22 protein-coding genes and 1 rRNA gene are annotated in these 22812 nt (G+C 53.4%); 15 read left to right on the top strand and 8 right to left on the bottom strand.

The genetic code is table 11. The annotated features are described in order from the left end of the window. Positions 1–18: 18 nt before the first annotated feature. From fabZ to tilS, 10 genes are all read left to right on the top strand, one after another. Entirely contained in the window at positions 19–474 is a 456-nt protein-coding gene (gene fabZ / locus AC3G3F_RS00115) for a 3-hydroxyacyl-ACP dehydratase FabZ (RefSeq protein ID WP_000210741.1), read from the top strand. Between the two features lie 3 nt (positions 475–477). Next, positions 478–1266 (top strand): acyl-ACP--UDP-N-acetylglucosamine O-acyltransferase, encoded by a 789-nt coding sequence (gene lpxA, locus AC3G3F_RS00110; protein ID WP_053508740.1) that lies wholly within the window; start codon positions 478–480, stop codon positions 1264–1266. Beyond that, positions 1266–2414 (top strand): lipid-A-disaccharide synthase, encoded by a 1149-nt coding sequence (lpxB, locus tag AC3G3F_RS00105; RefSeq protein ID WP_220529169.1) that lies wholly within the window; start codon positions 1266–1268, stop codon positions 2412–2414. The genes lpxA and lpxB overlap by 1 nt, the downstream gene beginning before the upstream one ends. Further along, positions 2411–3007, top strand: a complete 597-nt coding sequence (gene rnhB, locus AC3G3F_RS00100) for a ribonuclease HII (RefSeq protein WP_053508736.1) — start codon at positions 2411–2413, stop codon at positions 3005–3007. Before lpxB ends, rnhB begins: the two co-directional genes overlap by 4 nt. A 23-nt stretch (positions 3008–3030) precedes the next feature. Next, positions 3031–6513: a DNA polymerase III subunit alpha gene (dnaE, locus tag AC3G3F_RS00095; protein ID WP_063390138.1), complete on the top strand. Its 3483-nt coding sequence runs from the start codon at positions 3031–3033 to the stop codon at positions 6511–6513. A 12-nt stretch (positions 6514–6525) separates the two neighbouring features. Then, a complete protein-coding gene (accA, locus tag AC3G3F_RS00090) occupies positions 6526–7485 on the top strand; it encodes an acetyl-CoA carboxylase carboxyl transferase subunit alpha (protein WP_053508731.1) in 960 nt (319 codons plus the stop codon). Between the two features lie 183 nt (positions 7486–7668). Beyond that, on the top strand, positions 7669–9432 hold the full coding sequence (locus tag AC3G3F_RS00085; RefSeq protein ID WP_488394269.1) for a glycoside hydrolase family 19 protein: 1764 nt from the start codon (positions 7669–7671) through the stop codon (positions 9430–9432). A 76-nt stretch (positions 9433–9508) separates the two neighbouring features. Beyond that, positions 9509–11650, top strand: coding sequence for a lysine decarboxylase LdcC (gene ldcC, locus AC3G3F_RS00080; RefSeq protein ID WP_409528575.1), 2142 nt, complete (start codon positions 9509–9511; stop codon positions 11648–11650). Positions 11651–11705: 55 nt separating this feature from the next. Further along, positions 11706–12095, top strand: coding sequence for a VOC family protein (locus tag AC3G3F_RS00075; protein ID WP_053508727.1), 390 nt, complete (start codon positions 11706–11708; stop codon positions 12093–12095). Between the two features lie 62 nt (positions 12096–12157). After that, on the top strand, positions 12158–13456 hold the full coding sequence (tilS, locus tag AC3G3F_RS00070) for a tRNA lysidine(34) synthetase TilS (protein WP_053529445.1): 1299 nt from the start codon (positions 12158–12160) through the stop codon (positions 13454–13456). Positions 13457–13498: 42 nt separating this feature from the next. Here tilS and rof read toward each other — a convergent pair whose 3' ends face one another. Next, a complete protein-coding gene (gene rof / locus AC3G3F_RS00065; protein ID WP_000062326.1) occupies positions 13499–13759 on the bottom strand; it encodes a Rho-binding antiterminator in 261 nt (86 codons plus the stop codon). Beyond that, a complete protein-coding gene (locus tag AC3G3F_RS00060; RefSeq protein WP_001518678.1) occupies positions 13746–13946 on the bottom strand; it encodes a YaeP family protein in 201 nt (66 codons plus the stop codon). Before AC3G3F_RS00060 ends, rof begins: the two co-directional genes overlap by 14 nt. A gap of 196 nt (positions 13947–14142) precedes the next feature. Here AC3G3F_RS00060 and AC3G3F_RS00055 point away from each other — a divergent pair, with 196 nt between their 5' ends. From AC3G3F_RS00055 to nlpE, 3 genes are read left to right on the top strand one after another with little or no spacing between them, the layout of a single operon-like run. Beyond that, complete coding sequence (locus AC3G3F_RS00055) at positions 14143–14688, top strand: YaeQ family protein (protein WP_053508723.1); 546 nt, start codon at positions 14143–14145, stop codon at positions 14686–14688. Further along, positions 14685–15107: an alternative ribosome rescue aminoacyl-tRNA hydrolase ArfB gene (gene arfB, locus AC3G3F_RS00050; protein WP_053508721.1), complete on the top strand. Its 423-nt coding sequence runs from the start codon at positions 14685–14687 to the stop codon at positions 15105–15107. The genes AC3G3F_RS00055 and arfB overlap by 4 nt, the downstream gene beginning before the upstream one ends. 31 nt (positions 15108–15138) lie before the next feature. Continuing rightward, complete coding sequence (gene nlpE / locus AC3G3F_RS00045; RefSeq protein WP_079790245.1) at positions 15139–15840, top strand: envelope stress response activation lipoprotein NlpE; 702 nt, start codon at positions 15139–15141, stop codon at positions 15838–15840. 73 nt (positions 15841–15913) lie between these two features. On the opposite strand, the gene proS is transcribed toward nlpE, so the two are convergent. From proS to metN, 6 genes are all read right to left on the bottom strand, one after another. Then, a complete protein-coding gene (gene proS, locus AC3G3F_RS00040; RefSeq protein WP_080070482.1) occupies positions 15914–17632 on the bottom strand; it encodes a proline--tRNA ligase in 1719 nt (572 codons plus the stop codon). 110 nt (positions 17633–17742) lie between these two features. Next, positions 17743–18450 carry a tRNA (N6-threonylcarbamoyladenosine(37)-N6)-methyltransferase TrmO gene (gene tsaA / locus AC3G3F_RS00035; protein ID WP_053508715.1) on the bottom strand — a complete coding sequence of 236 codons (708 nt, stop codon included), beginning with the start codon at positions 18448–18450 and terminating at the stop codon, positions 17743–17745. After that, positions 18447–18851, bottom strand: coding sequence for an Rcs stress response system protein RcsF (gene rcsF / locus AC3G3F_RS00030; RefSeq protein WP_001202315.1), 405 nt, complete (start codon positions 18849–18851; stop codon positions 18447–18449). The genes tsaA and rcsF overlap by 4 nt, the downstream gene beginning before the upstream one ends. Before the next feature lie 118 nt (positions 18852–18969). After that, positions 18970–19785: a methionine ABC transporter substrate-binding lipoprotein MetQ gene (gene metQ / locus AC3G3F_RS00025; RefSeq protein ID WP_000874218.1), complete on the bottom strand. Its 816-nt coding sequence runs from the start codon at positions 19783–19785 to the stop codon at positions 18970–18972. 38 nt (positions 19786–19823) lie between these two features. Continuing rightward, a complete protein-coding gene (locus AC3G3F_RS00020) occupies positions 19824–20477 on the bottom strand; it encodes a methionine ABC transporter permease MetI (protein WP_001287482.1) in 654 nt (217 codons plus the stop codon). Then, positions 20470–21501: a methionine ABC transporter ATP-binding protein MetN gene (metN, locus tag AC3G3F_RS00015; RefSeq protein WP_053508712.1), complete on the bottom strand. Its 1032-nt coding sequence runs from the start codon at positions 21499–21501 to the stop codon at positions 20470–20472. Before metN ends, AC3G3F_RS00020 begins: the two co-directional genes overlap by 8 nt. Before the next feature lie 189 nt (positions 21502–21690). On the opposite strand from metN, the gene gmhB reads away from it, so the two are divergent. Both gmhB and AC3G3F_RS00005 read left to right on the top strand, forming a co-directional pair. Continuing rightward, the gene (gene gmhB, locus AC3G3F_RS00010; RefSeq protein WP_001140156.1) at positions 21691–22257 is read left to right on the top strand and encodes a D-glycero-beta-D-manno-heptose 1,7-bisphosphate 7-phosphatase; all 567 of its coding nucleotides are present in this window, start codon (positions 21691–21693) and stop codon (positions 22255–22257) included. Between the two features lie 368 nt (positions 22258–22625). Further along, a 16S ribosomal RNA gene (locus AC3G3F_RS00005) occupies positions 22626–22812 on the top strand; the annotation flags it as partial.

The raw sequence follows: 22812 nt of genomic DNA, 5'->3' as shown, positions 1-22812 counted from the left end.
TTGGACAGGAAGAGTATTTTGACTACTAACACTCATACTCTGCAGATTGAAGAGATTTTAGAGCTTCTGCCGCACCGTTTTCCGTTTTTACTGGTCGATCGCGTGCTGGACTTTGAAGAAGGGCGTTTTCTGCGTGCGGTGAAAAATGTCTCCGTCAACGAGCCGTTTTTCCAGGGGCATTTCCCGGGCAAACCAATTTTGCCAGGCGTATTGATTCTGGAAGCGATGGCGCAGGCAACTGGTATTCTGGCGTTTAAAAGCGTCGGTAAACTGGAGCCCGGTGAGCTGTATTATTTCGCGGGTATTGATGAAGCGCGCTTTAAGCGTCCGGTTGTGCCAGGCGATCAGATGATCATGGAAGTCACTTTCGAGAAAACGCGTCGTGGCCTGACCCGCTTTAAAGGGGTTGCGCTGGTCGACGGTAAAGTTGTGTGCGAAGCAACCATGATGTGTGCTCGTAGCCGGGAGGCCTGATTCGTGATTGATAAATCCGCCTTTATTCATCCTACCGCCATTGTGGAAGACGGCGCTGTACTTGGCGCTAATGTCCACATTGGTCCCTTTTGTATTGTTGGGCCGCAGGTCGAAATTGGTGAGGGAACCGTACTGAAGTCTCATGTGGTCGTGAATGGTCAAACCAAAATCGGCCGCGACAACGAGATTTATCAGTTTGCCTCCATCGGCGAAGTGAACCAGGATCTGAAATATGCTGGTGAGCCGACCCGTGTGGAAATTGGCGATCGTAACCGCATTCGCGAAAGCGTCACCATTCATCGTGGTACAGTGCAGGGCGGTGGGCTGACGAAGGTGGGTAGCGATAATCTGCTGATGATCAATGCGCATGTCGCACATGATTGTACGGTAGGTAATCGCTGTATCCTCGCCAACAACGCCACGCTGGCAGGGCACGTATCAGTCGATGATTTTGCGATCATCGGCGGTATGACGGCAGTTCATCAATTCTGCATTATCGGTGCGCATGTGATGGTCGGCGGCTGCTCCGGCGTAGCGCAGGATGTTCCTCCATATGTGATTGCGCAGGGTAACCATGCGACGCCGTTCGGGGTAAATATCGAAGGGTTGAAGCGTCGCGGCTTTAGCCGTGAAGGGCTGGTAGCGATTCGTAATGCCTATAAGTTGTTGTATCGCAGTGGTAAAACGCTCGACGAAGCGAAGCAGGAAATCGCTGAACTTGCTGAAAAGCATCCGGAAGTGAAGGCGTTTACCGAGTTCTTTGAGCGTTCAACGCGCGGTCCGATTCGTTAATGGTGGCACAGCGTCCTTTAACGATTGCTCTGGTCGCCGGCGAAACGTCCGGCGATATTCTTGGCGCAGGCTTAATTCGTGCGCTGAAAGCGCGCGTACCCAACGCCCGTTTTGTGGGCGTTGCGGGGCCGCGTATGCAGGCTGAAGGGTGTGAAGCCTGGTACGAAATGGAAGAACTGGCGGTCATGGGCATTGTTGAAGTGCTCGGACGTTTACGCCGCTTGCTGCGTATCCGCGCCGATCTGACCCGCCGTTTTACCGAACTCAAGCCCGATGTCTTTGTCGGGATTGATGCCCCTGATTTCAACATTACCCTCGAAGGTAATCTGAAAAAGCAAGGGATCAAGACCATTCATTATGTCAGCCCGTCCGTGTGGGCCTGGCGACAGAAACGCGTTTTCAAAATAGGCAGATCCACCCATATGGTGCTGGCTTTTCTGCCTTTCGAAAAAGCGTTTTACGATAAATTTAACGTCCCGTGCCGCTTTATCGGTCACACCATGGCGGATGCAATGCCGCTGGACCCGGATAAAAATGCGGCGCGCGACGTGCTGGGTATCCCGCATAACGCTCATTGTCTGGCGTTACTGCCGGGCAGTCGTGGCGCGGAAGTGGAAATGCTCAGCGCCGATTTCCTGAAAACCGCACAATTGCTGCGACAGCGCTATCCCGATCTGGAAGTGGTAGTGCCGCTGGTGAACACGAAACGCCGCGAACAGTTTGAAAAAATTAAAGCGGAGGTTGCGCCGGATCTCGCCGTTCATTTGCTGGACGGGATGGGGCGTGAAGCGATGGTTGCCAGCGATGCGGCACTGCTGGCTTCCGGTACAGCGGCGCTGGAGTGCATGCTGGCAAAATGCCCGATGGTGGTGGGATATCGTATGAAGCCCTTCACTTTTTGGCTGGCGAAACGTCTGGTGAAAACCGAGTATGTTTCTTTGCCTAATCTGCTGGCGGGAAGAGAATTAGTCAAAGAGCTGTTGCAGGAAGAGTGCGAACCGCAAAAACTCGCCGAAGCGCTGTTGCCGCTACTGGCGAACGGTAAAACCAGCCATGCGATGCACGACACCTTCCGTGAACTGCATCAGCAGATCCGCTGTAATGCCGATGAGCAGGCGGCAGATGCCGTTCTGGAGTTAGCACAATGATCGAATTTGTTTATCCACACACCCATTTAGTGGCGGGTGTGGATGAAGTGGGCCGTGGCCCGCTGGTGGGCGCAGTAGTGACCGCCGCCGTGATCCTCGATCCGGCTCGCCCGATCGTCGGTCTGAATGATTCCAAAAAATTGTCTGAAAAGCGTCGTCTGGCGTTGTATGACGAGATTAAAGAAAAGGCGTTAAGCTGGAGTCTGGGGCGCGCGGAGCCGCATGAAATTGATGAACTGAATATTTTGCACGCTACAATGCTCGCGATGCAGCGTGCTGTCGCCGGTCTGCATATTGCGCCAGAGTATGTGCTGATCGACGGCAATCGCTGTCCGGATCTGCCGGTGCCGGCAATGGCCGTGGTGAAAGGCGATAGCCGCGTGGCGGAGATTAGCGCGGCCTCTATTCTGGCGAAAGTCACCCGTGACGCCGAAATGGCGGCGCTGGATATCGTTTTTCCTCAGTATGGCTTTGCGCAACACAAAGGCTATCCAACCGCTTTTCATCTGGAAAAGTTGGCACAGTATGGCGCGACGGCGCACCACCGACGCAGCTTTGCGCCTGTTAAACGCGCTCTCGGACTTGCGTCCTGATTCTTGTATCGAGAAATCTGAAGATGTCTGAACCACGTTTCGTCCACCTGCGGGTGCACAGCGACTACTCTATGATCGATGGGCTGGCGAAGACCGGGCCGCTGGTGAAAAAGGCGGCCTCATTAGGTATGCCTGCGCTGGCGATCACCGATTTTACTAACCTCTGCGGTCTGGTGAAGTTCTACGGAGCGGGTCATGGTGCGGGCATTAAACCCATCGTCGGGGCGGACTTTAACGTTCACAACGAACTGTTGGGAGATGAACTGACTCACCTGACGGTACTGGCGGCGAATAATACGGGATACCAGAACCTGACGCTGCTGATCTCGAAAGCGTATCAGCGCGGCTACGGTGCGGCAGGTCCGATTATCGATCGCGACTGGCTGGTAGAGCTTAAAGAAGGTTTGATCCTGCTTTCCGGCGGGCGCATGGGTGATGTAGGCCGCTGTTTGCTACGCGGCAACCAGGCTCTGGTGGAGGAGTGCGTTGCCTTCTATGAAGCGCATTTTTCCGATCGCTATTTTCTGGAACTGATCCGCACCGGCAGACAGGACGAAGAGACATACCTGCATGCCGCGGTCGAACTGGCTGAAACTCGCGGTTTGCCGGTTGTCGCGACGAACGATGTCCGTTTCCTTGAAAGCGATGATTTTGACGCCCATGAAATTCGTGTCGCGATCCACGACGGTTTCACGCTTGACGATCCTAAGCGTCCGCGCAATTACTCGCCGCAGCAATATATGCGCAGCATCGACGAGATGTGCGATCTGTTTGCCGATATTCCGGAGGCGCTGGAAAATACGGTGGAGATTGCCAAACGCTGCAACGTAACGGTGCGTCTGGGTGAATATTTCCTGCCACAGTTCCCGACTGGCGATATGACCACCGAAGATTATCTGGTCAAAAAGTCGAAAGAGGGGCTGGAAGAGCGTCTGGCTTTCCTGTTCCCGGACGAAGAAGAGCGCAAAAAGCGTCGCCCGGAATATGACGAGCGTCTGGATATTGAACTGCAGGTTATCAACCAGATGGGGTTCCCTGGCTACTTCCTCATCGTGATGGAGTTTATCCAGTGGTCAAAAGATAACGGTGTGCCGGTAGGGCCTGGACGTGGTTCCGGGGCCGGTTCGCTGGTGGCCTACGCGCTGAAAATTACCGACCTTGATCCGCTGGAATTTGACCTGCTGTTCGAACGTTTCCTGAACCCGGAACGTGTCTCTATGCCTGACTTCGACGTTGACTTCTGTATGGAGAAACGCGACCAGGTGATTGAGCACGTCGCAGACATGTACGGGCGTGATGCGGTATCGCAAATTATCACCTTCGGTACGATGGCGGCGAAAGCGGTTATCCGCGATGTAGGGCGCGTGCTGGGGCATCCATACGGTTTTGTCGATCGTATCTCCAAGCTGGTGCCGCCCGATCCGGGAATGACGCTGGCAAAAGCCTTTGAAGCGGAACCGCAACTGCCGGAAATTTACGAGGCGGACGAAGAGGTCAGAGCGCTGATCGATATGGCGCGTAAGCTTGAAGGCGTCACTCGTAACGCCGGTAAGCACGCTGGCGGCGTGGTGATCGCGCCGACCAAAATTACCGACTTTGCGCCGCTGTACTGCGATGAAGAGGGCAAACATCCGGTTACCCAGTTTGATAAAAGCGACGTGGAATATGCCGGGCTGGTCAAGTTCGACTTCCTCGGCTTGCGTACGCTGACCATCATCAACTGGGCGCTGGAGATGATCAACAAGCGGCGCGAGAAGAACGGCGAGCCGCCGCTGGATATCGCCGCCATTCCGCTGGACGATAAAAAAAGCTTCGACATGCTGCAACGCTCGGAAACCACGGCGGTCTTCCAGCTTGAATCGCGCGGCATGAAAGATCTGATCAAGCGCCTGCAGCCGGACTGCTTTGAAGATATGATCGCGCTTGTGGCCCTGTTCCGTCCCGGTCCGTTGCAGTCGGGGATGGTAGATAACTTTATCGACCGTAAGCACGGTCGTGAAGAACTCTCTTACCCGGACGTTCAGTGGCAGCATGAAAGCCTGAAGCCGGTACTGGAGCCGACCTACGGCATCATTCTGTATCAGGAACAGGTGATGCAGATTGCCCAGGTACTTTCCGGGTATACTCTCGGCGGCGCGGATATGCTGCGTCGTGCGATGGGTAAGAAAAAGCCGGAAGAGATGGCCAAACAGCGTTCCGTTTTTGAAGAGGGCGCGAAAAAGAACGGTATCGACGGCGAACTGGCGATGAAAATCTTTGACCTGGTGGAGAAATTCGCCGGTTACGGGTTTAACAAATCGCACTCGGCCGCCTATGCGTTGGTTTCTTACCAGACGCTATGGCTGAAGGCGCACTATCCGGCTGAATTTATGGCGGCGGTGATGACTGCCGATATGGACAACACCGAGAAAGTCGTCGGCCTGGTGGATGAGTGTTGGCGGATGGGGCTGAAAATTCTGCCGCCGGATATTAACTCCGGGTTGTACCATTTCCACGTTAACGATGAGGGCGAGATCGTCTACGGCATCGGCGCGATCAAAGGCGTTGGCGAAGGGCCGATCGAAGCGATCATCGACGCGCGTAATCAGGGCGGCTATTTCCGCGAACTGTTTGATCTGTGCGCGCGGACCGATACCAAAAAACTCAACCGCCGGGTACTGGAAAAGCTGATCATGTCCGGGGCGTTCGACCGGCTGGGTCCGCACCGTGCTGCGCTGATGAACTCATTGGGCGATGCGCTGAAAGCCGCCGACCAGCATGCCAAAGCGGAAGCTATCGGTCAGGCGGATATGTTCGGCGTACTGGCGGAAGAGCCGGAGCAAATTGAACAATCCTATGCCAGCTGCCAGCCGTGGCCGGAGCAGGTGGTATTGGATGGGGAGCGCGAAACGTTGGGGTTGTACCTGACGGGCCACCCCATCAATCAGTATTTAAAAGAAATTGAGCGCTATGTCGGCGGGGTAAGGCTCAAAGACATGCATCCGACAGAACGTGGTAAAGTCACCACGGCTGCGGGGCTCGTGATTGCCGCAAGGGTTATGGTCACCAAGCGCGGCAATCGTATCGGCATCTGTACGCTGGATGACCGTTCCGGGCGTCTGGAAGTGATGTTATTTACCGACGCGCTGGATAAATACCAGCAGTTGCTGGAAAAAGACCGCATACTTATCGTCAGCGGACAGGTCAGCTTTGATGACTTCAGCGGGGGGCTTAAAATGACCGCCCGCGAAGTGATGGATATTGACGAAGCTCGCGAAAAATACGCTCGCGGGCTTGCTATCTCGCTGACGGACAGGCAAATTGATGACCAGCTTTTAAACCGACTCCGTCAGTCTCTGGAACCCCACCGCTCGGGGACCATTCCAGTACATCTCTACTATCAGAGGGCGGATGCGCGTGCGCGACTGCGTTTTGGCGCAACGTGGCGTGTCTCTCCGAGCGATCGTTTACTTAACGATCTGCGTGGCCTCATTGGTTCGGAGCAGGTGGAACTGGAGTTTGACTAATACAGGAATACTATGAGTCTGAATTTCCTTGATTTTGAACAGCCGATAGCAGAGCTGGAAGCGAAAATCGATTCTCTGACTGCGGTAAGCCGCCAGGATGAGAAACTGGATATTAATATCGATGAAGAAGTCCATCGCCTGCGCGAAAAAAGCGTAGAACTGACGCGCAAAATCTTCGCCGATCTCGGCGCATGGCAGGTAGCCCAACTGGCGCGCCATCCGCAGCGTCCGTACACCCTGGATTATGTCCGTCTGGCGTTTGATGAGTTTGATGAGCTGGCGGGCGATCGCGCCTATGCTGATGACAAAGCTATCGTCGGTGGTATCGCGCGTCTGGAAGGGCGACCGGTGATGATTATTGGTCATCAAAAAGGCCGTGAAACCAAAGAAAAAATTCGTCGTAACTTTGGGATGCCAGCGCCGGAAGGCTACCGCAAAGCGCTGCGTTTGATGGAGATGGCCGAGCGCTTCAACATGCCGATCATCACCTTTATCGATACGCCAGGCGCTTACCCAGGCGTGGGTGCGGAAGAGCGCGGTCAGTCTGAAGCTATCGCCCGCAACCTGCGCGAAATGTCGCGTCTGAACGTGCCCATTATCTGTACCGTGATTGGCGAAGGCGGTTCCGGCGGCGCATTGGCGATTGGCGTGGGCGATAAAGTGAATATGCTGCAATACAGCACCTATTCCGTTATCTCTCCGGAAGGTTGCGCTTCCATTTTGTGGAAAAGCGCCGACAAAGCGCCATTGGCCGCTGAAGCGATGGGCATCATCGCGCCGCGTCTGAAAGAACTGAAGCTTATCGACTCCATCATTCCGGAGCCGCTGGGCGGCGCGCACCGCAACCCGGAAGTGATGGCGGCATCGCTGAAAGCACAACTGCTGGAAGACCTGGCCGATCTGGACGTGCTGAGTAAAGACGACCTGAAAAACCGTCGTTACCAGCGTCTGATGAGCTACGGTTACGCCTAGTCGCTCCTCATTTTTCACAAAAGGGCCGCTTTGTCGGCCCTTTTTTCGTTTATAGTCTGCTGATGCCGAAATGATGTCACGCTGATGTTTGATGATTAGCGTTCGTCTACCGCTCCCCTGAAACTGCGCCTACTGCCCGCATTTGCGCCGGCAGTCTGTTAACGATATTCAAGGAGAATTAGGATGGCATTACGGAAAACAATGGCCTTAAGCGCGGTCGCCGCCGGAATTGTGTTGAGTATGGCTGGGGCACACGCGGCCTCTTTATTGAGCGCCAGCGAACCGGCAACCATGAAAGCCAGCGAACTTGCGGCAAAAGAAAAAGCCCTGACCAATTTCCCGTTAATGAACGCGGTAAAGTCGTCTATTGCCACGCTGCCGAACAGTGAAGTGGAACTGATTGCCCCGGGACGCGTCGCTAACCCGGCAAACGTAAAACGCGTCGAAAGTATGCTTAAAGAGAGCGACTGGGATTATCTGTTCCCGATGCGCGCGCCGGAATATACCTACAGCAACTTCCTGAAGGCCATCGGTAAATTCCCGGCGGTCTGCGGAACCTATACCGATGGGCGTGACAGCAATGCAATTTGCCGTAAAACGCTGGCAACCATGTTTGCTCACTTCGCACAGGAGACGGGCGGTCACGAAAGCTGGCGTGATATTCCGGAATGGCGTCAGGCGCTGGTTTATCTGCGCGAAGTCGGCTGGACAGAAGGGCAGAAAGGCGGCTACAACGGCGAATGTAACCCGGATGTATGGCAGGGCCAGACCTGGCGGTGCGGTAAAGATAAGGACGGCGACTTCCTCAGCTATTTTGGCCGCGGGGCAAAGCAGCTTTCTTATAACTACAACTATGGGCCTTTCTCTGACGCGATGTATGGTGACGTTCGCCCACTGCTGGATAAACCCGAGCTGGTAGCGGATACCTGGATGAATCTGGCAAGCGCTGTCTTCTTCTTTGTTTATCCGCAGCCGCCGAAGCCGTCTATGCTGCATGTGATTGACGGTACCTGGCAGCCAAACGATCGCGATAAAGCAAATGGCCTGGTATCAGGTTTCGGCGTCACCATTCAGATCATCAATGGCGGCGTGGAGTGCGGCGGGGCAGATGAGAATGCGCAGTCGCTTAACCGTATCGCCTACTACAAAGAGTTTGCCAACTACCTGAAAGTGCCGGTACCGGCTGACGAAGTGCTGGGCTGTAAAAACATGAAGCAGTTCGATGAAGGCGGCGCTGGCGCGTTACCGATCTATTGGGAGGAGGACTGGGGCTGGAGCGCCGATACTGCGGACGGTAAAACCTATTCCTGCCAGTTAGTTGGATATCAGACGCCGTATACCGCCTTTAAAGAGGGCGACTACACGAAATGCGTACAGCATTATTTCAACGTTAATGTCGTCGATGATAACGGGACCGCTGAACCGGATGTCACTCCATCCCCGGTGCCAATTACGGATGAAAACGTGGCGCCAGTCGCGCGTATTGCCGGACCGATCGGGGCGGTGGAAGCCGGTAGTGCGGTTTCACTCAGCGCGGAAGGATCGACAGACGCGAATGGCGACAAGCTCACTTATACCTGGATGTCGCAGGACGGCAAAACGCTGAGCGGCCAGGATAAAGCCGTTGTGATTTTCAATGCACCTGATGTCACTCAGGACACCCAGTATGTGGTGAATCTGACCGTTAGCGACGGTACGCTATCCAGCACCGCAGTTTATACGCTGAATGTGAAAGCGAAGGCCGCCGCTGCGGATGACGAAGATAAGACCACCAGCTACCCTGCCTGGAGCAGCAGCCAGAAATGGATTCCAGGCGATATCGTCAACAGTAATGGCGCGTTGTACCAGTGCAAACCGTTCCCGGCGGGCTCATGGTGTAATGTTGCGCCAGCTTACTATGAGCCCGGCGTAGGAATTGCCTGGGCCGATGCATGGAGCGCATTGTAATAAGATAAATCCTGTCGGTGCTCTGCATCGGCAGGATTGCTACTATGCTTATCTCAGGTTTTTTTCAGGAGAAAGCATGAACATCATCGCCATTATGGGGCCGCACGGGGTTTATTATAAAGATGAACCCATCAAGGAGCTTGAGCGTGCATTACAATCCCTGGGATTTCAAATTATCTGGCCGCAAAATAGCGTTGATTTGTTGAAGTTTATTGAACATAACCCACGCATTTGCGGCGTTATTTTTGACTGGGATGAATACAGCCTCGACCTTTGTAGCGAAATTAATCAGCTAAATGAATACCTTCCCCTCTACGCCTTTATCAATACCAACTCGACGTTGGACGTTAGCGTTTACGATATGCGCATGGCGCTGTGGTTTTTTGAGTATGCGTTGGGGCAGGCCGAAGATATAGCGACGCGCATTCATCAATATACCAACGAATATCTCGATAATATTACGCCGCCGTTTACCAAAGCGCTGTTTACCTACGCTAAAGAAGGAAAATATACCTTTTGTACGCCGGGTCATATGGCGGGTACGGCGTATCAGAAAAGTCCGCCAGGCTGTCTGTTTTATGACTTTTTTGGCGGCAATACCTTAAAAGCTGATGTGTCGATTTCGGTGACTGAACTGGGGTCACTGCTGGATCACACCGGGCCGCATCTGGAAGCGGAAGAGTATATCGCCCGTACTTTTGGCGCCGAGCAGAGTTACATGGTGACGAACGGTACGTCGACCTCGAATAAAATTGTCGGTATGTATGCCGCGCCTGCGGGAAGTACGTTGCTTATTGACCGTAATTGCCATAAATCGCTGGCGCATTTGCTGATGATGAGCGATGTGGTGCCTCTCTGGCTAAAGCCGACGCGCAATGCGCTCGGCATTCTCGGCGGTATTCCTAAGCGTGAGTTCACCCGTGACAGCATTGCGCGTAAGGTGGCGGAAACCGAGCAGGCGCAGTGGCCGGTTCATGCGGTTATCACCAATTCTACTTACGATGGTCTGCTATATAACACTAACTGGATCAAGCAGATACTGGACGTTCCCTCGATCCATTTTGATTCCGCCTGGGTACCCTATACTCATTTTCATCCGATCTACCAGGGGAAAAGTGGGATGAGCGGCGATCGGGTGCCCGGAAAAGTGATTTTCGAAACGCAATCCACCCATAAAATGCTGGCGGCTTTTTCGCAGGCGTCGCTTATTCATATCAAAGGGGAATATGACGAAGAGACGTTTAACGAAGCGTTTATGATGCACACCTCTACATCGCCGAGCTATCCCATTGTCGCCTCTATCGAGACTGCGGCGGCGATGCTGCGCGGTAACCCGGGGAAAAGATTGATTAATCGTTCGGTGGAACGGGCGCTCCATTTTCGTAAAGAGGTACAGCGGTTACGTGAAGAGTCCGATAGCTGGTTCTTTGATATCTGGCAGCCGGTAGAGGTTGATGAGGCCGAATGCTGGCCGGTAGCGCCGGGAAAAACATGGCACGGCTTCACCGATGCTGATGACGATCATATGTTCCTCGATCCGGTTAAGGTGACAATCCTGACGCCGGGAATGGATGAACAGGGCAACATGAGCGAAGAGGGGATACCTGCCGCGCTGGTGGCGAAGTTCCTCGATGAGCGAGGCGTGGTGGTGGAAAAAACCGGGCCGTATAATCTGCTGTTTTTGTTCAGCATAGGGATTGATAAGACCCGTGCAATGGGGCTGCTGCGCGGACTGACGGAATTTAAACGGGCCTACGATCTTAACCTGCGCGTCAAAAATATGTTGCCGGATCTGTATGCGGAAGATCCTGATTTTTATCGCAATATGCGCATTCAGGATCTGGCGCAGGGGATTCATAAACTGATCCGCCAGCACGATCTTCCGGGGCTGATGTTGCGGGCGTTCGAGGTTTTACCGGAGATGATCATGACACCGCACCAGGCCTGGCAGCGTCAGATCAAAGGCGAGGTGGAAACCGTGGCGCTCGATCAACTGCCAGGGCGCGTTTCCGCAAATATGATCCTGCCTTATCCGCCAGGCGTTCCTCTGTTGATGCCCGGCGAGAGGATCACGCAACAGAGTCGGGCCGTGCTCGATTTTCTGCTGATGCTATGTTCGATTGGTCAGCATTATCCCGGTTTTGAAACGGATATTCACGGCGCGAAGCGGAATGAAGATGGGGTGTACCAGGTACGAGTCTTAAAACACGCCTGTTAGCTTGCCTGACGGGAATGTGGCGAGTAACGTACTGATAATCAATAAAGGAGACGCTATGCTGGGATTAAAACAGGTTCATCACATCGCGATCATTGCGACAGACTATGTGGTGAGCAAGGCGTTTTATTGCGATATTCTGGGATTCGAGCTGATAAGCGAAGCCTGGCGGGAAGAGCGTGACTCGTGGAAGGGCGATTTGGCGCTAAACGGGCAGTATGTGATTGAGCTTTTCTCTTTTCCCTTCCCTCCGGCGCGTCCAAGCCGACCTGAAGCCTGCGGCCTGCGCCATCTGGCTTTCAGTGTGGAAAATGTAGAAAACGCCGTTGCGCATCTGGAAAAGCATCAGGTTAAGTGCGAACCGATACGCGTCGATCCGTATACCGGGAAGCGCTTTACTTTTTTCAACGATCCGGACGGTTTGCCGCTTGAGCTGTATGAGCAGTAAGACTTGTCATTAAGGCGCTAGCCAGGTAACGTTGCCGGGCAAAGTCACTATAAGCACGAACCATGACCACTCTCACGCTGAATACTTCGTTACTCTCTTCTCGCCGTATTCTGGCCGCCTTTAGCGGCGGCCTGGATTCTACGGTGCTTTTGCATCAACTGGTGTTGTGGCGAGAACGTCATCCTGACGTCACGCTGCGTGCTATCCATATTCATCACGGTTTAAGCCCTCATGCTGATAGTTGGGTGCGGCATTGCGAAACCGTATGCGAACGCTGGCAGGTTCCGCTGGTAGTAGAGAGGGTGACTCTGGCGGATAATGGCCTGGGTATCGAGGCCCATGCGCGTGAAGCGCGCTACCGGGCGTTCGCACAGACGTTATTGCCTGGCGAAGTGCTGGCAACCGCGCAGCACCGTGACGATCAGTGTGAAACATTCCTGCTGGCGTTAAAGCGCGGTAGCGGTCCGGCCGGACTTTCCGCGATGGGAGAACGCTCGCCTTTTGCCGGAACTCAGCTTCTTCGCCCGCTGTTGAGAGAAACGCGGGAGACGCTGGAACAGTGGGCTGTGTGTCATGACTTATGCTGGATCGAAGATGAAAGCAATCAGGATGATGCCTACGATCGCAATTTTTTACGCCTGCGCGCGCTTCCGCTCTTGCAGCAGCGTTGGCCGCATTTCTCTGCGGCGGTAGCCCGTAGCGCGGCGCTCTGCGCCGAGCAAGAAAGGCTGCTGGACGAACTTTTGGCCTGCGAGCTTACGGACTGTATCACGGCGCGGGGAACATTGCGGCTCTCTCCATTAATGTCGATGAGCGATGTACGGCGGGCGGCGATTCTGCGTCGCTGGCTGGCGACGCGTAATGCGCCGATGCCCTCTCGCGACGCGCTGGAGCGTATCTGGCAGGAAGTAGCGCTGGCGCGCGACGATGCCTCTCCCTGTTTACGTTTTGGCGATCGCGAGATTCGCCGTTATCAGTCACAACTGTGGTGGATTAAATCCGTGGCCGGACAAAGCGAAACGACGGTCGCCTGGCCCGTCTGGCAAACACCGCTGGCGCTGCCTGCCAGCTTAGGGACGGTACAGCTCGTTCCTGGCGGCGAACTGCGCCAGCCGCGAGAGGAAGAATCCGTCAGCATTCGTTTTAAGGCGCCAGGGGTGCTACATATTGTGGGACGTCACGGCGGACGTAAGCTGAAGAAAATCTGGCAGGAGCTGAATGTGCCTTCCTGGCGGCGCGATACCACGCCGCTGCTGTTTTATGGCGATACGCTGATTGCGGCGGCGGGGTACTTTGTCACCCATGACGGGCTGGCGAATGACGAAGACGGTGTGGCGTTACTGTGGCGAGAAGAAGCATAAAATGCCGGATAGCGGCGAAAATGCCTTATCCGGCCGCAGGATTCAGGATTCGCTGACCACCACTGTACCAATTTCCGGGTGGCTGAAACTGGCGATTTTATCGAGACGAAGCTCACGAGACTCGCCGGAAACCTCGGCAAGCAGATATTCCACGTTTTTACGTAATATCAAATCGTTCGCTTTTGCCTGCAAAATCTCGCCATCTTTTAACGTTAGCGTCAGTATTAAATGATGCATGCAGGCAAGCTCAAGACTATCGTAGTCATCGCAATTAATGGGTTGATACGTTTCATTCATTGACATAATCGCTCACCAGTAAGTTCGCGGCAGCATAAGCTGCCTTTTCCCTGACCGACTCTGAAAGGGCGCTATCTGCCGCCACTTCATTAAGCACTTTCAATACACAACCCAGCGCATCCGGGACATACCCTAAGTCTCCGCTGGCGATTTCCGCATACCGCTTGCGTACTAACTCACAATATTTTTCCACACGCCCTCCTGTCAGCATTCTGACTTAACCGTGGATGCAAGTCTAAGCCTACGAAGTTAAATCCTGTTTAGCAAGGTGACTATACCATACTCATTTACGCAATATCAGCGCCTGACGCGAGTGAGTAAAAGATTCGTTAACAGCCTTTTAGCGCGGTTTTCGCTACAATGGATGCCTGATTCGAAAGGAGTTTCTCATGGCGCTTAAAGCGACAATTTATAAAGCCGTCGTCAATGTGGCTGACCTTGATCGCAACCAGTTTCTGGATGCGGCATTGACGCTGGCGCGTCACCCTTCTGAAACGCAGGAGCGTATGATGCTGCGCCTGTTGGCATGGATAAAATATGCTGATGAGCGGTTGCAGTTTACGCGCGGACTTAGCGCGGAAGATGAGCCGGAGGCCTGGCTGCGCAACGATCATCTGGGCATCGATCTCTGGATAGAGCTGGGGCTGCCGGATGAGCGCCGTATTAAGAAAGCCTGTACTCAAGCGGGCGACGTCGCGCTCTTTGCTTATAACTCCCGGGCGGCGCAAATCTGGTGGCAGCAGCATCAAAGCAAGTGTGCGCAGTTCGCTAACCTGTCCGTCTGGTATCTGGATGACGGACAACTGGCGCAGCTCAGTGAATTTGCCGATCGTACCATGACGCTACAGGCGACAATTCAGGACGGCGCAATCTGGCTTTCTGATGCTCGGAATAATCTGGAAATACAGCTTACCACCTGGCAACAGCCCTCATGATTGCCATCTCCCGGACGGTCTCCATAGACGATAATGAGCTGGAAATTACGGCCATTCGCGCGCAGGGCGCGGGTGGCCAGCATGTGAATAAGACCTCTAGCGCGATTCATTTGCGCTTTGACATCCGGGCCTCTGGCCTGCCAGAGTATTATAAACAGCGTTTGCTGACGGCCAGCCACCATCTGATAAGCCATGATGGCGTAATTATCATTAAGGCGCAGGAGTACCGGAGCCAGGAGCTCAACCGGGAAGCGGCTATCGCCAGGCTGGTTGCCGTCATAAAAGAATTAACCGCGGAGCAGAAAAGCCGTCGCGCAACTCGCCCGACGCGTGCCTCGAAAGAGCGCCGCTTGTCCTCGAAGGCGCAAAAATCTTCTGTAAAGGCGCTTCGCGGTAAAGTTCGTCGTCCACTGGATTGACGGGCAGGAATAGCAATTTCATAAGGATTTCATGGTGAGAACAGCAATATTGTCAGTAGCGGCAGCCTGCACGCTATTTGCCTTGATAGGGTGTAATAACCGTGCGGAAGTTGACGCCCTGCAACCTGCGCAGGCGGCGGAATTAAAACCCATGCAGCAAAGCTGGCGCGGCGTGCTGCCCTGTGCGGATTGTGAAGGTATTGAAACGTCACTGTTTCTGGAAAAAGATGGCACATGGGTGATGAACGAGCGCTATCAGGGCGTTCGCGAAGAACCTTCCTCTTTTGCGTCATACGGTACCTGGGCGCGGACGGCGGATAAACTGGTGTTAACCGACAGCAATGGCGAGAAATCGTATTATCGCGCGAAAGGCAATGCGCTGGAGATGCTCGACAGAGAAGGCAATCCGGTAGCTTCGCAGCTTAATTATACGCTTGAACCTGTTACCGCCAGCCTGCCGGTAACGCCAATGCCGCTGCGTGGTATGTATGTATATATGGCCGATGCGGCGACCTTTACCGATTGCGCGACCGGAAAACGGCTCCCTGTCGCCAGTAACGCCCAGCTTGAGCGCGGCTATCTGGCGGCTAAAGGCGAAGCGGAAAAACCGGTGCTGCTGACGGTAGAAGGGCATTTTGTTTTTGCCGCGAATCCGGACACGGGCGAGCCGGTAAAAATGCTAATAGCCGATAAAAATGCGAAGTTTGCGCCAGGTAAAGATTGCACTCACTAATAAAAGGCCTCGCATGGTGCGAGGCCTTTACATATCTGCCGGATGGCGCCGGACAATCCCAACAAGATGCCGTTTAGCCTTTAATGACCTTGACCAGATAGTCAACGATATCGCCGGTTTTAATCAGCGATTTTTCACCGCTACGACGGTATTTATACTCAATATCGTCGTTATCCAGGTTACGATCGCCAATCACGATAGTATGTGGAATACCAATCAGTTCCATATCGGCAAACATCACGCCCGGGCGCTCTTTACGGTCGTCCATCAGCACTTCAATGCCCTGCGCGCGCAATTCGCTGTACAGCTTTTCCGCCAGCTCCTGCACACGGAAGGATTTGTGCATATTCATCGGCAGAATAGCGACCTGGAAAGGCGCAATGGCGTCAGGCCATACAATGCCGCGCTCGTCAAAGTTCTGCTCGATAGCCGCGGCAACGACGCGTGTTACACCAATACCGTAGCAGCCCATTGTCAAAGTCTGGTTACGACCATCTTCACCCTGAACGGAGGCTTTCAGCGCTTCTGAATACTTGGTACCCAACTGGAAGATGTGCCCCACTTCGATACCGCGTTTGATAAGCAACGTTCCCTGACCATCCGGACTCGGATCGCCGGCGACTACGTTACGGATGTCGGCAACAATAGGCGTCGCCACATCACGATCCCAGTTAATGCCAAAGTAGTGTTTACCGTCGATGTTAGCGCCAGCGGCGAAATCGCTCATGGCGGCAACGGTACGATCGATGATGACCGGAATCGGCATATTGACCGGGCCGAGGGAGCCCGGACCGGCGTTAATCACGGCGCGAATCTCTTCTTCGGTAGCGAAGGTGAGCGGGCTGGCAACGTGCGGCAGTTTTTCCGCTTTAACTTCATTCAGTTCATGATCGCCGCGAACCAGCAGAGCCACCAGCGGAGACTTGCTGTCTTTCACCGCTTTAACCAGCAGTGTTTTTACCGTTTTTTCAATTGGCAGGTTGAACTGTTCCACCAGCTCCGCGATGGTTTTGGCGTTTGGCGTATCGACCAGAGTCATTTCCTGCGTCGCCGCTGCGCGCGGCGCTTGCGGCGCGATAGCTTCTGCCAGTTCGATGTTAGCCGCGTAATCAGAAACATCAGAGAAAACGATATCGTCTTCGCCGCTTTGCGCCAGCACCTGGAACTCATGTGAGGCGTTGCCGCCGATAGAACCGGTATCGGCCTGTACCGCGCGGAAATCCAGCCCCATACGGCTGAAGATACGGCTATACGCGGCGTACATGGCGTCATAGGTTTCCTGCAACGATTCCTGAGAGGTGTGGAAAGAATAAGCATCTTTCATCAGGAATTCGCGCGAACGCATCACGCCAAAGCGCGGACGCACTTCATCACGGAATTTGGTCTGGATTTGGAAGAAGTTCAGCGGCAATTGCTTATAAGAGCTGAGTTCATTACGCACCAGATCGGTGATAACTTCTTCGTGGGTCGGGCCGAGTACGAACGGACGCTCGCCACGGTCGACAAAACGCAGCAGTTCCGGACCGTACTGTTCCCAACGACCACTCTCTTGCCACAGGTCGGCTGGCTGAACGACTGGCATCGACACCTCGATAGCACCGGCGTTGTTCATCTCTTCACGCACGATGTTTTCGACTTTTTTCAGGACGCGCAGGCCGGTCGGCAGCCAGGTATATAACCCGGAGGCGAGCTTGCGGATCATCCCGGCGCGCAGCATCAGCTGGTGGCTGATAACCTCGGCGTCGGCAGGCGTCTCCTTCAGTGTGGAGAGCAGGTATTGGCTAGTACGCATGTTGTTACGGTTCCAGTTGAACGATCGAACAGGCTCAATGTGAGCCTGATACAAAAAAAGTGATTTAGTTTACCAGTGTGCAAGGGATGTCAAAAGAGAAGGGCGTGAAATTACCGTGGTTCCAGCGCAAACACTTCAAATCCAGTGTTAACCACACGCCAGCGCACGTTAAAATCATGCAGCCAGACAGCATAGGTTTTGCCCGTTTCTTCACCCTTACGATAAGCCGGGCGAGGATCTTGCGCCAGCACATCGCAAATAAACGTCCGTAGCTGCGGATAACGGCTTTCCAGCGTCGTGAGCTGTTGAACCACCTCAGCGGTAAAACTCACGGGCATTTCAGCCATCGGCGCCTGTTGCGCATAGCTGGCGACGGCGTCCGGTAAGGCTTCGGCAAACGGTAAATACGGTTTGATATCCACCACCGGCGTGCCATCCACCAGATCCAGGCTGTCTAATTTCAGAATTACGCTCTCTTTCCGGCACTCGATACCTTTTAGCGCAACGAGCGACATGCCAATCGGATTGGGGCGGAACGTGGAGCGCGTGGCAAAAACGCCCATTCTGGCGTTACCGCCAAGACGGGGCGGACGAACTGTTGGCCGCCAGCCGCCGTCCATCGTCTGATGAAAAACGAAAAGCACCCACAAATGGCTGAAGGCTTCCAGTCCGCGAACGGCATCGGCCTGGTTGTAAGGCGCTATCAGATGCAGTTCGCCGCAGGCGCTTTTGACCAGACCGGGCTGGCGCGGAACGGCGAATTTTTCTTTATAGGGGGAGCGAATAACGCCGATTTGTTCAAACTGAAAGCTGCTCATTTCGCCGAAATATTCAGGGCAGACCCGATACAAACCGCCTGACGGTAGCAGCCTGGCGTGCCGCTGGTAATTTCACAGCTATGCAGCAGGACGGCGTTGGCTTTCATTTTAGATGCATTAATCTGCATACGCTTGCGCGCAGTTGGAATGTTAGGCGGAGAGTCTTGATTTGTCGCCTGACAGGATTCGCCGCTAACCTCGCCAAGATCGCGAAAAGGTTTGCCGACTAAGTCTTCAGCATTGGTGTAAATCCTGACGGGAGCGGCACGCGGCGCTTTAGGTTTCTCCGGCTCCGCTTTTGGCGGGGTTGCGGTGCTTTGAACGGGTTCAACAGGGGATCTGCTTAGCATGGAACAACCGCCCAGCATGAGTGCCAATAAACAGATCGGTAAAGCACGCATAATATTTCCTCAATGAATGTTCTAATTGCCAGATATTGAATCAGGAGCTTGCATAAATGACAAGACGGGCAATAGCCCGTCCTGAATAATATTACAGATTGTGGAATCAGCCTAAAACTTACCAGCCTTTCACCGCTCCACCATTAAAAACTTTATTTGCGGCTTCGTATACTTCATCAGACTGGTAAGCCTGAACGAATTTTTTCACATTCTCGGCGTCTTTATTGTCTTCACGCGTCACGATCAGGTTAACGTACGGAGAGTCTTTATCTTCAACGAAGATACCGTCTTTCGCTGGCGTCAGGCCAATCTGGCTGGCGTATGTCGTATTGATGACCGCTAACGCGATCTGCGCGTCATCCAGCGAACGCGGCAACTGCGGCGCTTCCAGCTCAACAATTTTCAGATTTTTCGGGTTTTCCACAATATCCAGCGAGGTAGGAAGCAGACCGACGCCGTCTTTCAGTTTAATCAGCCCCACTTTTTGCAGCAGCAGCAGGGAGCGACCAAGGTTGGTCGGGTCGTTAGGCACAGCGACCTGGGAACCGTCCTGGAGCTCATCCAGTGATTTGATTTTTTTGGAATATCCTGCAATGGGATAGACAAAAGTCTTACCTACAGAAACCAGTTTGTAGCCGCGATCTTTGATTTGCTGATCCAGATACGGTTTGTGCTGAAAGGCGTTGGCATCGATATCCCCTTTGCTCAGCGCTTCATTAGGCAGAACATAATCATTAAAGGTCACCAATTCCACGTCCAGACCGTATTTTTCTTTCGCGACTTTCTGCGCCACTTCGGCAACTTGCTGCTCTGCGCCAACGATTACGCCGACTTTAATATGATTCGGATCTTTTTCATCCTGACCGCAACCCGCAAGTGCCAGAGAACCAATCAGAGCACCCACTGCCGCAAAGGTTTTGAATTTGAACGCCATGCTTATTTCCTTAATGAGTATTTGTGTTGTGTTTAACGTTATTTATGCGTGACAGCCCTGACGATGCGATCGCCGGATAACTGAATTAAATAAACCAGAACGACGAGTAATACCAGCACCGTATTCATCACGGTAGCATTGTATCCAATATAACCGTACTGATAGCCGATTTGACCGAGGCCGCCTGCGCCGACTGCGCCGCCCATTGCGGAGTAACCGACCAGGGTAATCAGCGTAATGGTTGCCGCATTCACCAGACCAGGCAGAGCTTCCGGTAAAAGGATTTTACGTACAATTTGCAATGGTGTGGCGCCCATCGCTCGCGAGGCTTCAATCAGTCCGGCAGGGATCTCTAACAGCGCATTTTCCACCATACGGGCGATAAAAGGCGCGGCACCGACGGTCAGCGGTACAATCGCGGCCTGCAAACCGATGGAGGTACCGACAATTATCCGGGTAAAAGGAATCATCCACACCAGCAGGATGATAAAGGGAATCGAGCGGAAAATATTGACCACCGCAGAAAGGGCGCGATACAGCCTGGCGTTCTCCATAATCTGCCCCGGGCGCGTAACATACAGCAATACGCCGACCGGCAGGCCAATCACAAAACCGAAGAAACCGGAGACAAAGGTCATCGCCAGCGTTTCCCAGACGCCACGAACCAGTAACCACATCATTGCCTCAGACATAACCCAGTACCTCTACTTTCACATGGTGATCCTGCAGCCAGGCAATTGCGGCTTGCGTTTCTTCTTGTGTGCCGTGCATTTCCGTTAGCATAATGCCGAACTTCACACCGCCGGCGTAATCCATCTGCGCGCTGATAATATTATTGTTCACGTTGAAACGTCGCGCGGTTTCGGAAAGCAACGGGGCGTCAACAGACTGCCCGGTGAATTCCATGCGCAGCATCGGCACGCTGTCAGTTTCCGGCGACGCTTTCAAGCGCGCCTGGTAATCCTCTGGAATGTCCAGGTGCAGAGTGGACTGAATAAACTTCTGTGCCAGCGGCGTTTTAGGATGCGAGAAGACTTCGCTGACCGTATCCTGCTCAATAAGCTCGCCATTACTGATGACGGCAACGCAGTCGCAGATACGTTTCACGACATCCATTTCATGAGTGATAAGCAGAATCGTCAACCCCAGGCGACGGTTGATATCTTTCAGCAATTCCAGAATCGAACGGGTGGTCGCGGGATCAAGCGCGCTGGTGGCTTCATCGCACAGCAACACTTTTGGATTACTGGCTAACGCGCGGGCAATCGCGACACGCTGTTTCTGACCGCCGGAAAGATTTGCCGGATAGCTGTCGTGCTTGTCGCCAAGACCGACTAAATCCAGCAGTTCTGTTACACGGCGTTTGATCTCTTCCTTTGGTGTGTTATCCAGTTCCAGCGGCAGCGCGACGTTGCCAAACACGGTTCGTGAGGCCAGCAGATTAAAGTGCTGAAAAATCATGCCAATCTGGCGACGGGCTTTGGTGAGTTCCGCTTCAGAAAGGGTGGTCAGTTCCTGGCCGCCCACCATTACGCTTCCTTCAGTGGGACGCTCAAGTAAGTTTACGCAGCGAATGAGTGTACTTTTACCGGCGCCGGATGCGCCGATGACGCCGTAAATTTGTCCGGCAGGGACATGCAGGCTGACATTGTTCAGCGCCTGAATGGTGCGGGTCCCCTGATGGAACACTTTGGTAATATTCGAAAGTTTAATCATTGATTCTTTATTATCGTAATGAAATTAGCGGAGGCATTTTCGTCTGCCTAATACGGTCAACGCCGTCAACAGAATGGATGTTAAGGCATCCAGACGTCTAAATCAATCAGGCTTTATACGATGAGCACTTTCTTGCCTGCTGAAACATGCGATACTAGCGTCACTTGCTTTACTCAGGAGCTATAAAAGGTGGCAAAGTCTGTACCCGCAATTTTTCTCGACCGTGACGGCACTATTAATGTGGATCACGGCTACGTACATGAAATCGATGCGTTTGAGTTTATAGATGGTGTTATTGACGCGATGCGCGAGCTAAAAAAAATGGGCTATGCGCTTGTGGTAGTGACGAACCAGTCCGGAATCGCGCGCGGCAAATTCACTGAGGCGCAGTTTGAAACCTTAACCGAATGGATGGACTGGTCGTTGGCGGATCGCGATGTCGATTTGGACGGCATCTATTATTGTCCTCACCATCCGCAGGGCAGTATAGAAGAGTTCCGCCAGGTATGTGATTGCCGCAAGCCGCATCCAGGAATGCTTATCTCGGCGCGTGATTTCCTGCATATCGATATGGCGGCTTCTTATATGGTGGGAGACAAGCTGGAAGATATGCAGGCGGCTGCGGCGGCAAATGTCGGGACAAAAGTGCTGGTGCGTACGGGCAAACCGATCACGGCAGAAGCAGAAAACGCGGCGGACTGGGTGTTAAACAGCCTTGCCGACCTGCCATCGGCGATAAAAAAGCAGCAAAAATAAGCGTTATGGATAAAAGATGAGCGGTTAAAACAAAAATGCATTTTTCCGCTTGTCTTCCTGAATCGACTCCCTATAATGCGCCTCCATCGACACGGCGGATGTGAATCACTTCACACAAACAACCGGTCGGTTGAAGAGAAAAATCCTGACATTCAGGGTTGACTCTGAAAGAGGAAAGCGTAATATACGCCACCTCGCGACGGTGAGCTGAAAGCCGCGTCGCACCTGCTCTTTAACAATTTATCAGACAATCTGTGTGGGCACTCGAAGATACGGATTCTTAACGTCCCCGGACGAAAAATGAATACCAAGTCTCTGAGTGAACACGTAATTCATTACGAAGTTTAATTCACGAGCATCAAACTTTTAAATTGAAGAGTTTGATCATGGCTCAGATTGAACGCTGGCGGCAGGCCTAACACATGCAAGTCGAACGGTAACAGAAAGCAGCTTGCTGCTTTGCTGACGAGTGGCGGACGGGTGAGTAATGTCTGGGAAACTGCCTGATGGAGGGGGATAACTACTGGAAACGGTGGCTAATACCGCATAACGTCG

The sequence above is a fragment of the Salmonella sp. FC25216 genome, assembly GCF_057751355.1.
This window is presented reverse-complemented; position numbering and strand designations above follow the sequence as displayed.

What these genes read in the sequence shown, in the direction of transcription:
- lpxB (WP_220529169.1), top strand. Translation starts at nt 1,266, where the DNA reads ATGGTGGCACAGCGTCCTTTAACGATTGCTCTGGTCGCCGGCGAAACG.
- rnhB (WP_053508736.1), top strand. Translation starts at nt 2,411, where the DNA reads ATGATCGAATTTGTTTATCCACACACCCATTTAGTGGCGGGTGTGGAT.
- dnaE (WP_063390138.1), top strand. Translation starts at nt 3,031, where the DNA reads ATGTCTGAACCACGTTTCGTCCACCTGCGGGTGCACAGCGACTACTCT.
- accA (WP_053508731.1), top strand. Translation starts at nt 6,526, where the DNA reads ATGAGTCTGAATTTCCTTGATTTTGAACAGCCGATAGCAGAGCTGGAA.
- AC3G3F_RS00085 (WP_488394269.1), top strand. Translation starts at nt 7,669, where the DNA reads ATGGCATTACGGAAAACAATGGCCTTAAGCGCGGTCGCCGCCGGAATT.
- ldcC (WP_409528575.1), top strand. Translation starts at nt 9,509, where the DNA reads ATGAACATCATCGCCATTATGGGGCCGCACGGGGTTTATTATAAAGAT.
- AC3G3F_RS00075 (WP_053508727.1), top strand. Translation starts at nt 11,706, where the DNA reads ATGCTGGGATTAAAACAGGTTCATCACATCGCGATCATTGCGACAGAC.
- tilS (WP_053529445.1), top strand. Translation starts at nt 12,158, where the DNA reads ATGACCACTCTCACGCTGAATACTTCGTTACTCTCTTCTCGCCGTATT.
- rof (WP_000062326.1), bottom strand. Translation starts at nt 13,759, where the DNA reads ATGTCAATGAATGAAACGTATCAACCCATTAATTGCGATGACTACGAT.
- AC3G3F_RS00055 (WP_053508723.1), top strand. Translation starts at nt 14,143, where the DNA reads ATGGCGCTTAAAGCGACAATTTATAAAGCCGTCGTCAATGTGGCTGAC.
- arfB (WP_053508721.1), top strand. Translation starts at nt 14,685, where the DNA reads ATGATTGCCATCTCCCGGACGGTCTCCATAGACGATAATGAGCTGGAA.
- nlpE (WP_079790245.1), top strand. Translation starts at nt 15,139, where the DNA reads ATGGTGAGAACAGCAATATTGTCAGTAGCGGCAGCCTGCACGCTATTT.
- proS (WP_080070482.1), bottom strand. Translation starts at nt 17,632, where the DNA reads ATGCGTACTAGCCAATACCTGCTCTCCACACTGAAGGAGACGCCTGCC.
- tsaA (WP_053508715.1), bottom strand. Translation starts at nt 18,450, where the DNA reads ATGAGCAGCTTTCAGTTTGAACAAATCGGCGTTATTCGCTCCCCCTAT.
- rcsF (WP_001202315.1), bottom strand. Translation starts at nt 18,851, where the DNA reads ATGCGTGCTTTACCGATCTGTTTATTGGCACTCATGCTGGGCGGTTGT.
- metQ (WP_000874218.1), bottom strand. Translation starts at nt 19,785, where the DNA reads ATGGCGTTCAAATTCAAAACCTTTGCGGCAGTGGGTGCTCTGATTGGT.
- AC3G3F_RS00020 (WP_001287482.1), bottom strand. Translation starts at nt 20,477, where the DNA reads ATGTCTGAGGCAATGATGTGGTTACTGGTTCGTGGCGTCTGGGAAACG.
- metN (WP_053508712.1), bottom strand. Translation starts at nt 21,501, where the DNA reads ATGATTAAACTTTCGAATATTACCAAAGTGTTCCATCAGGGGACCCGC.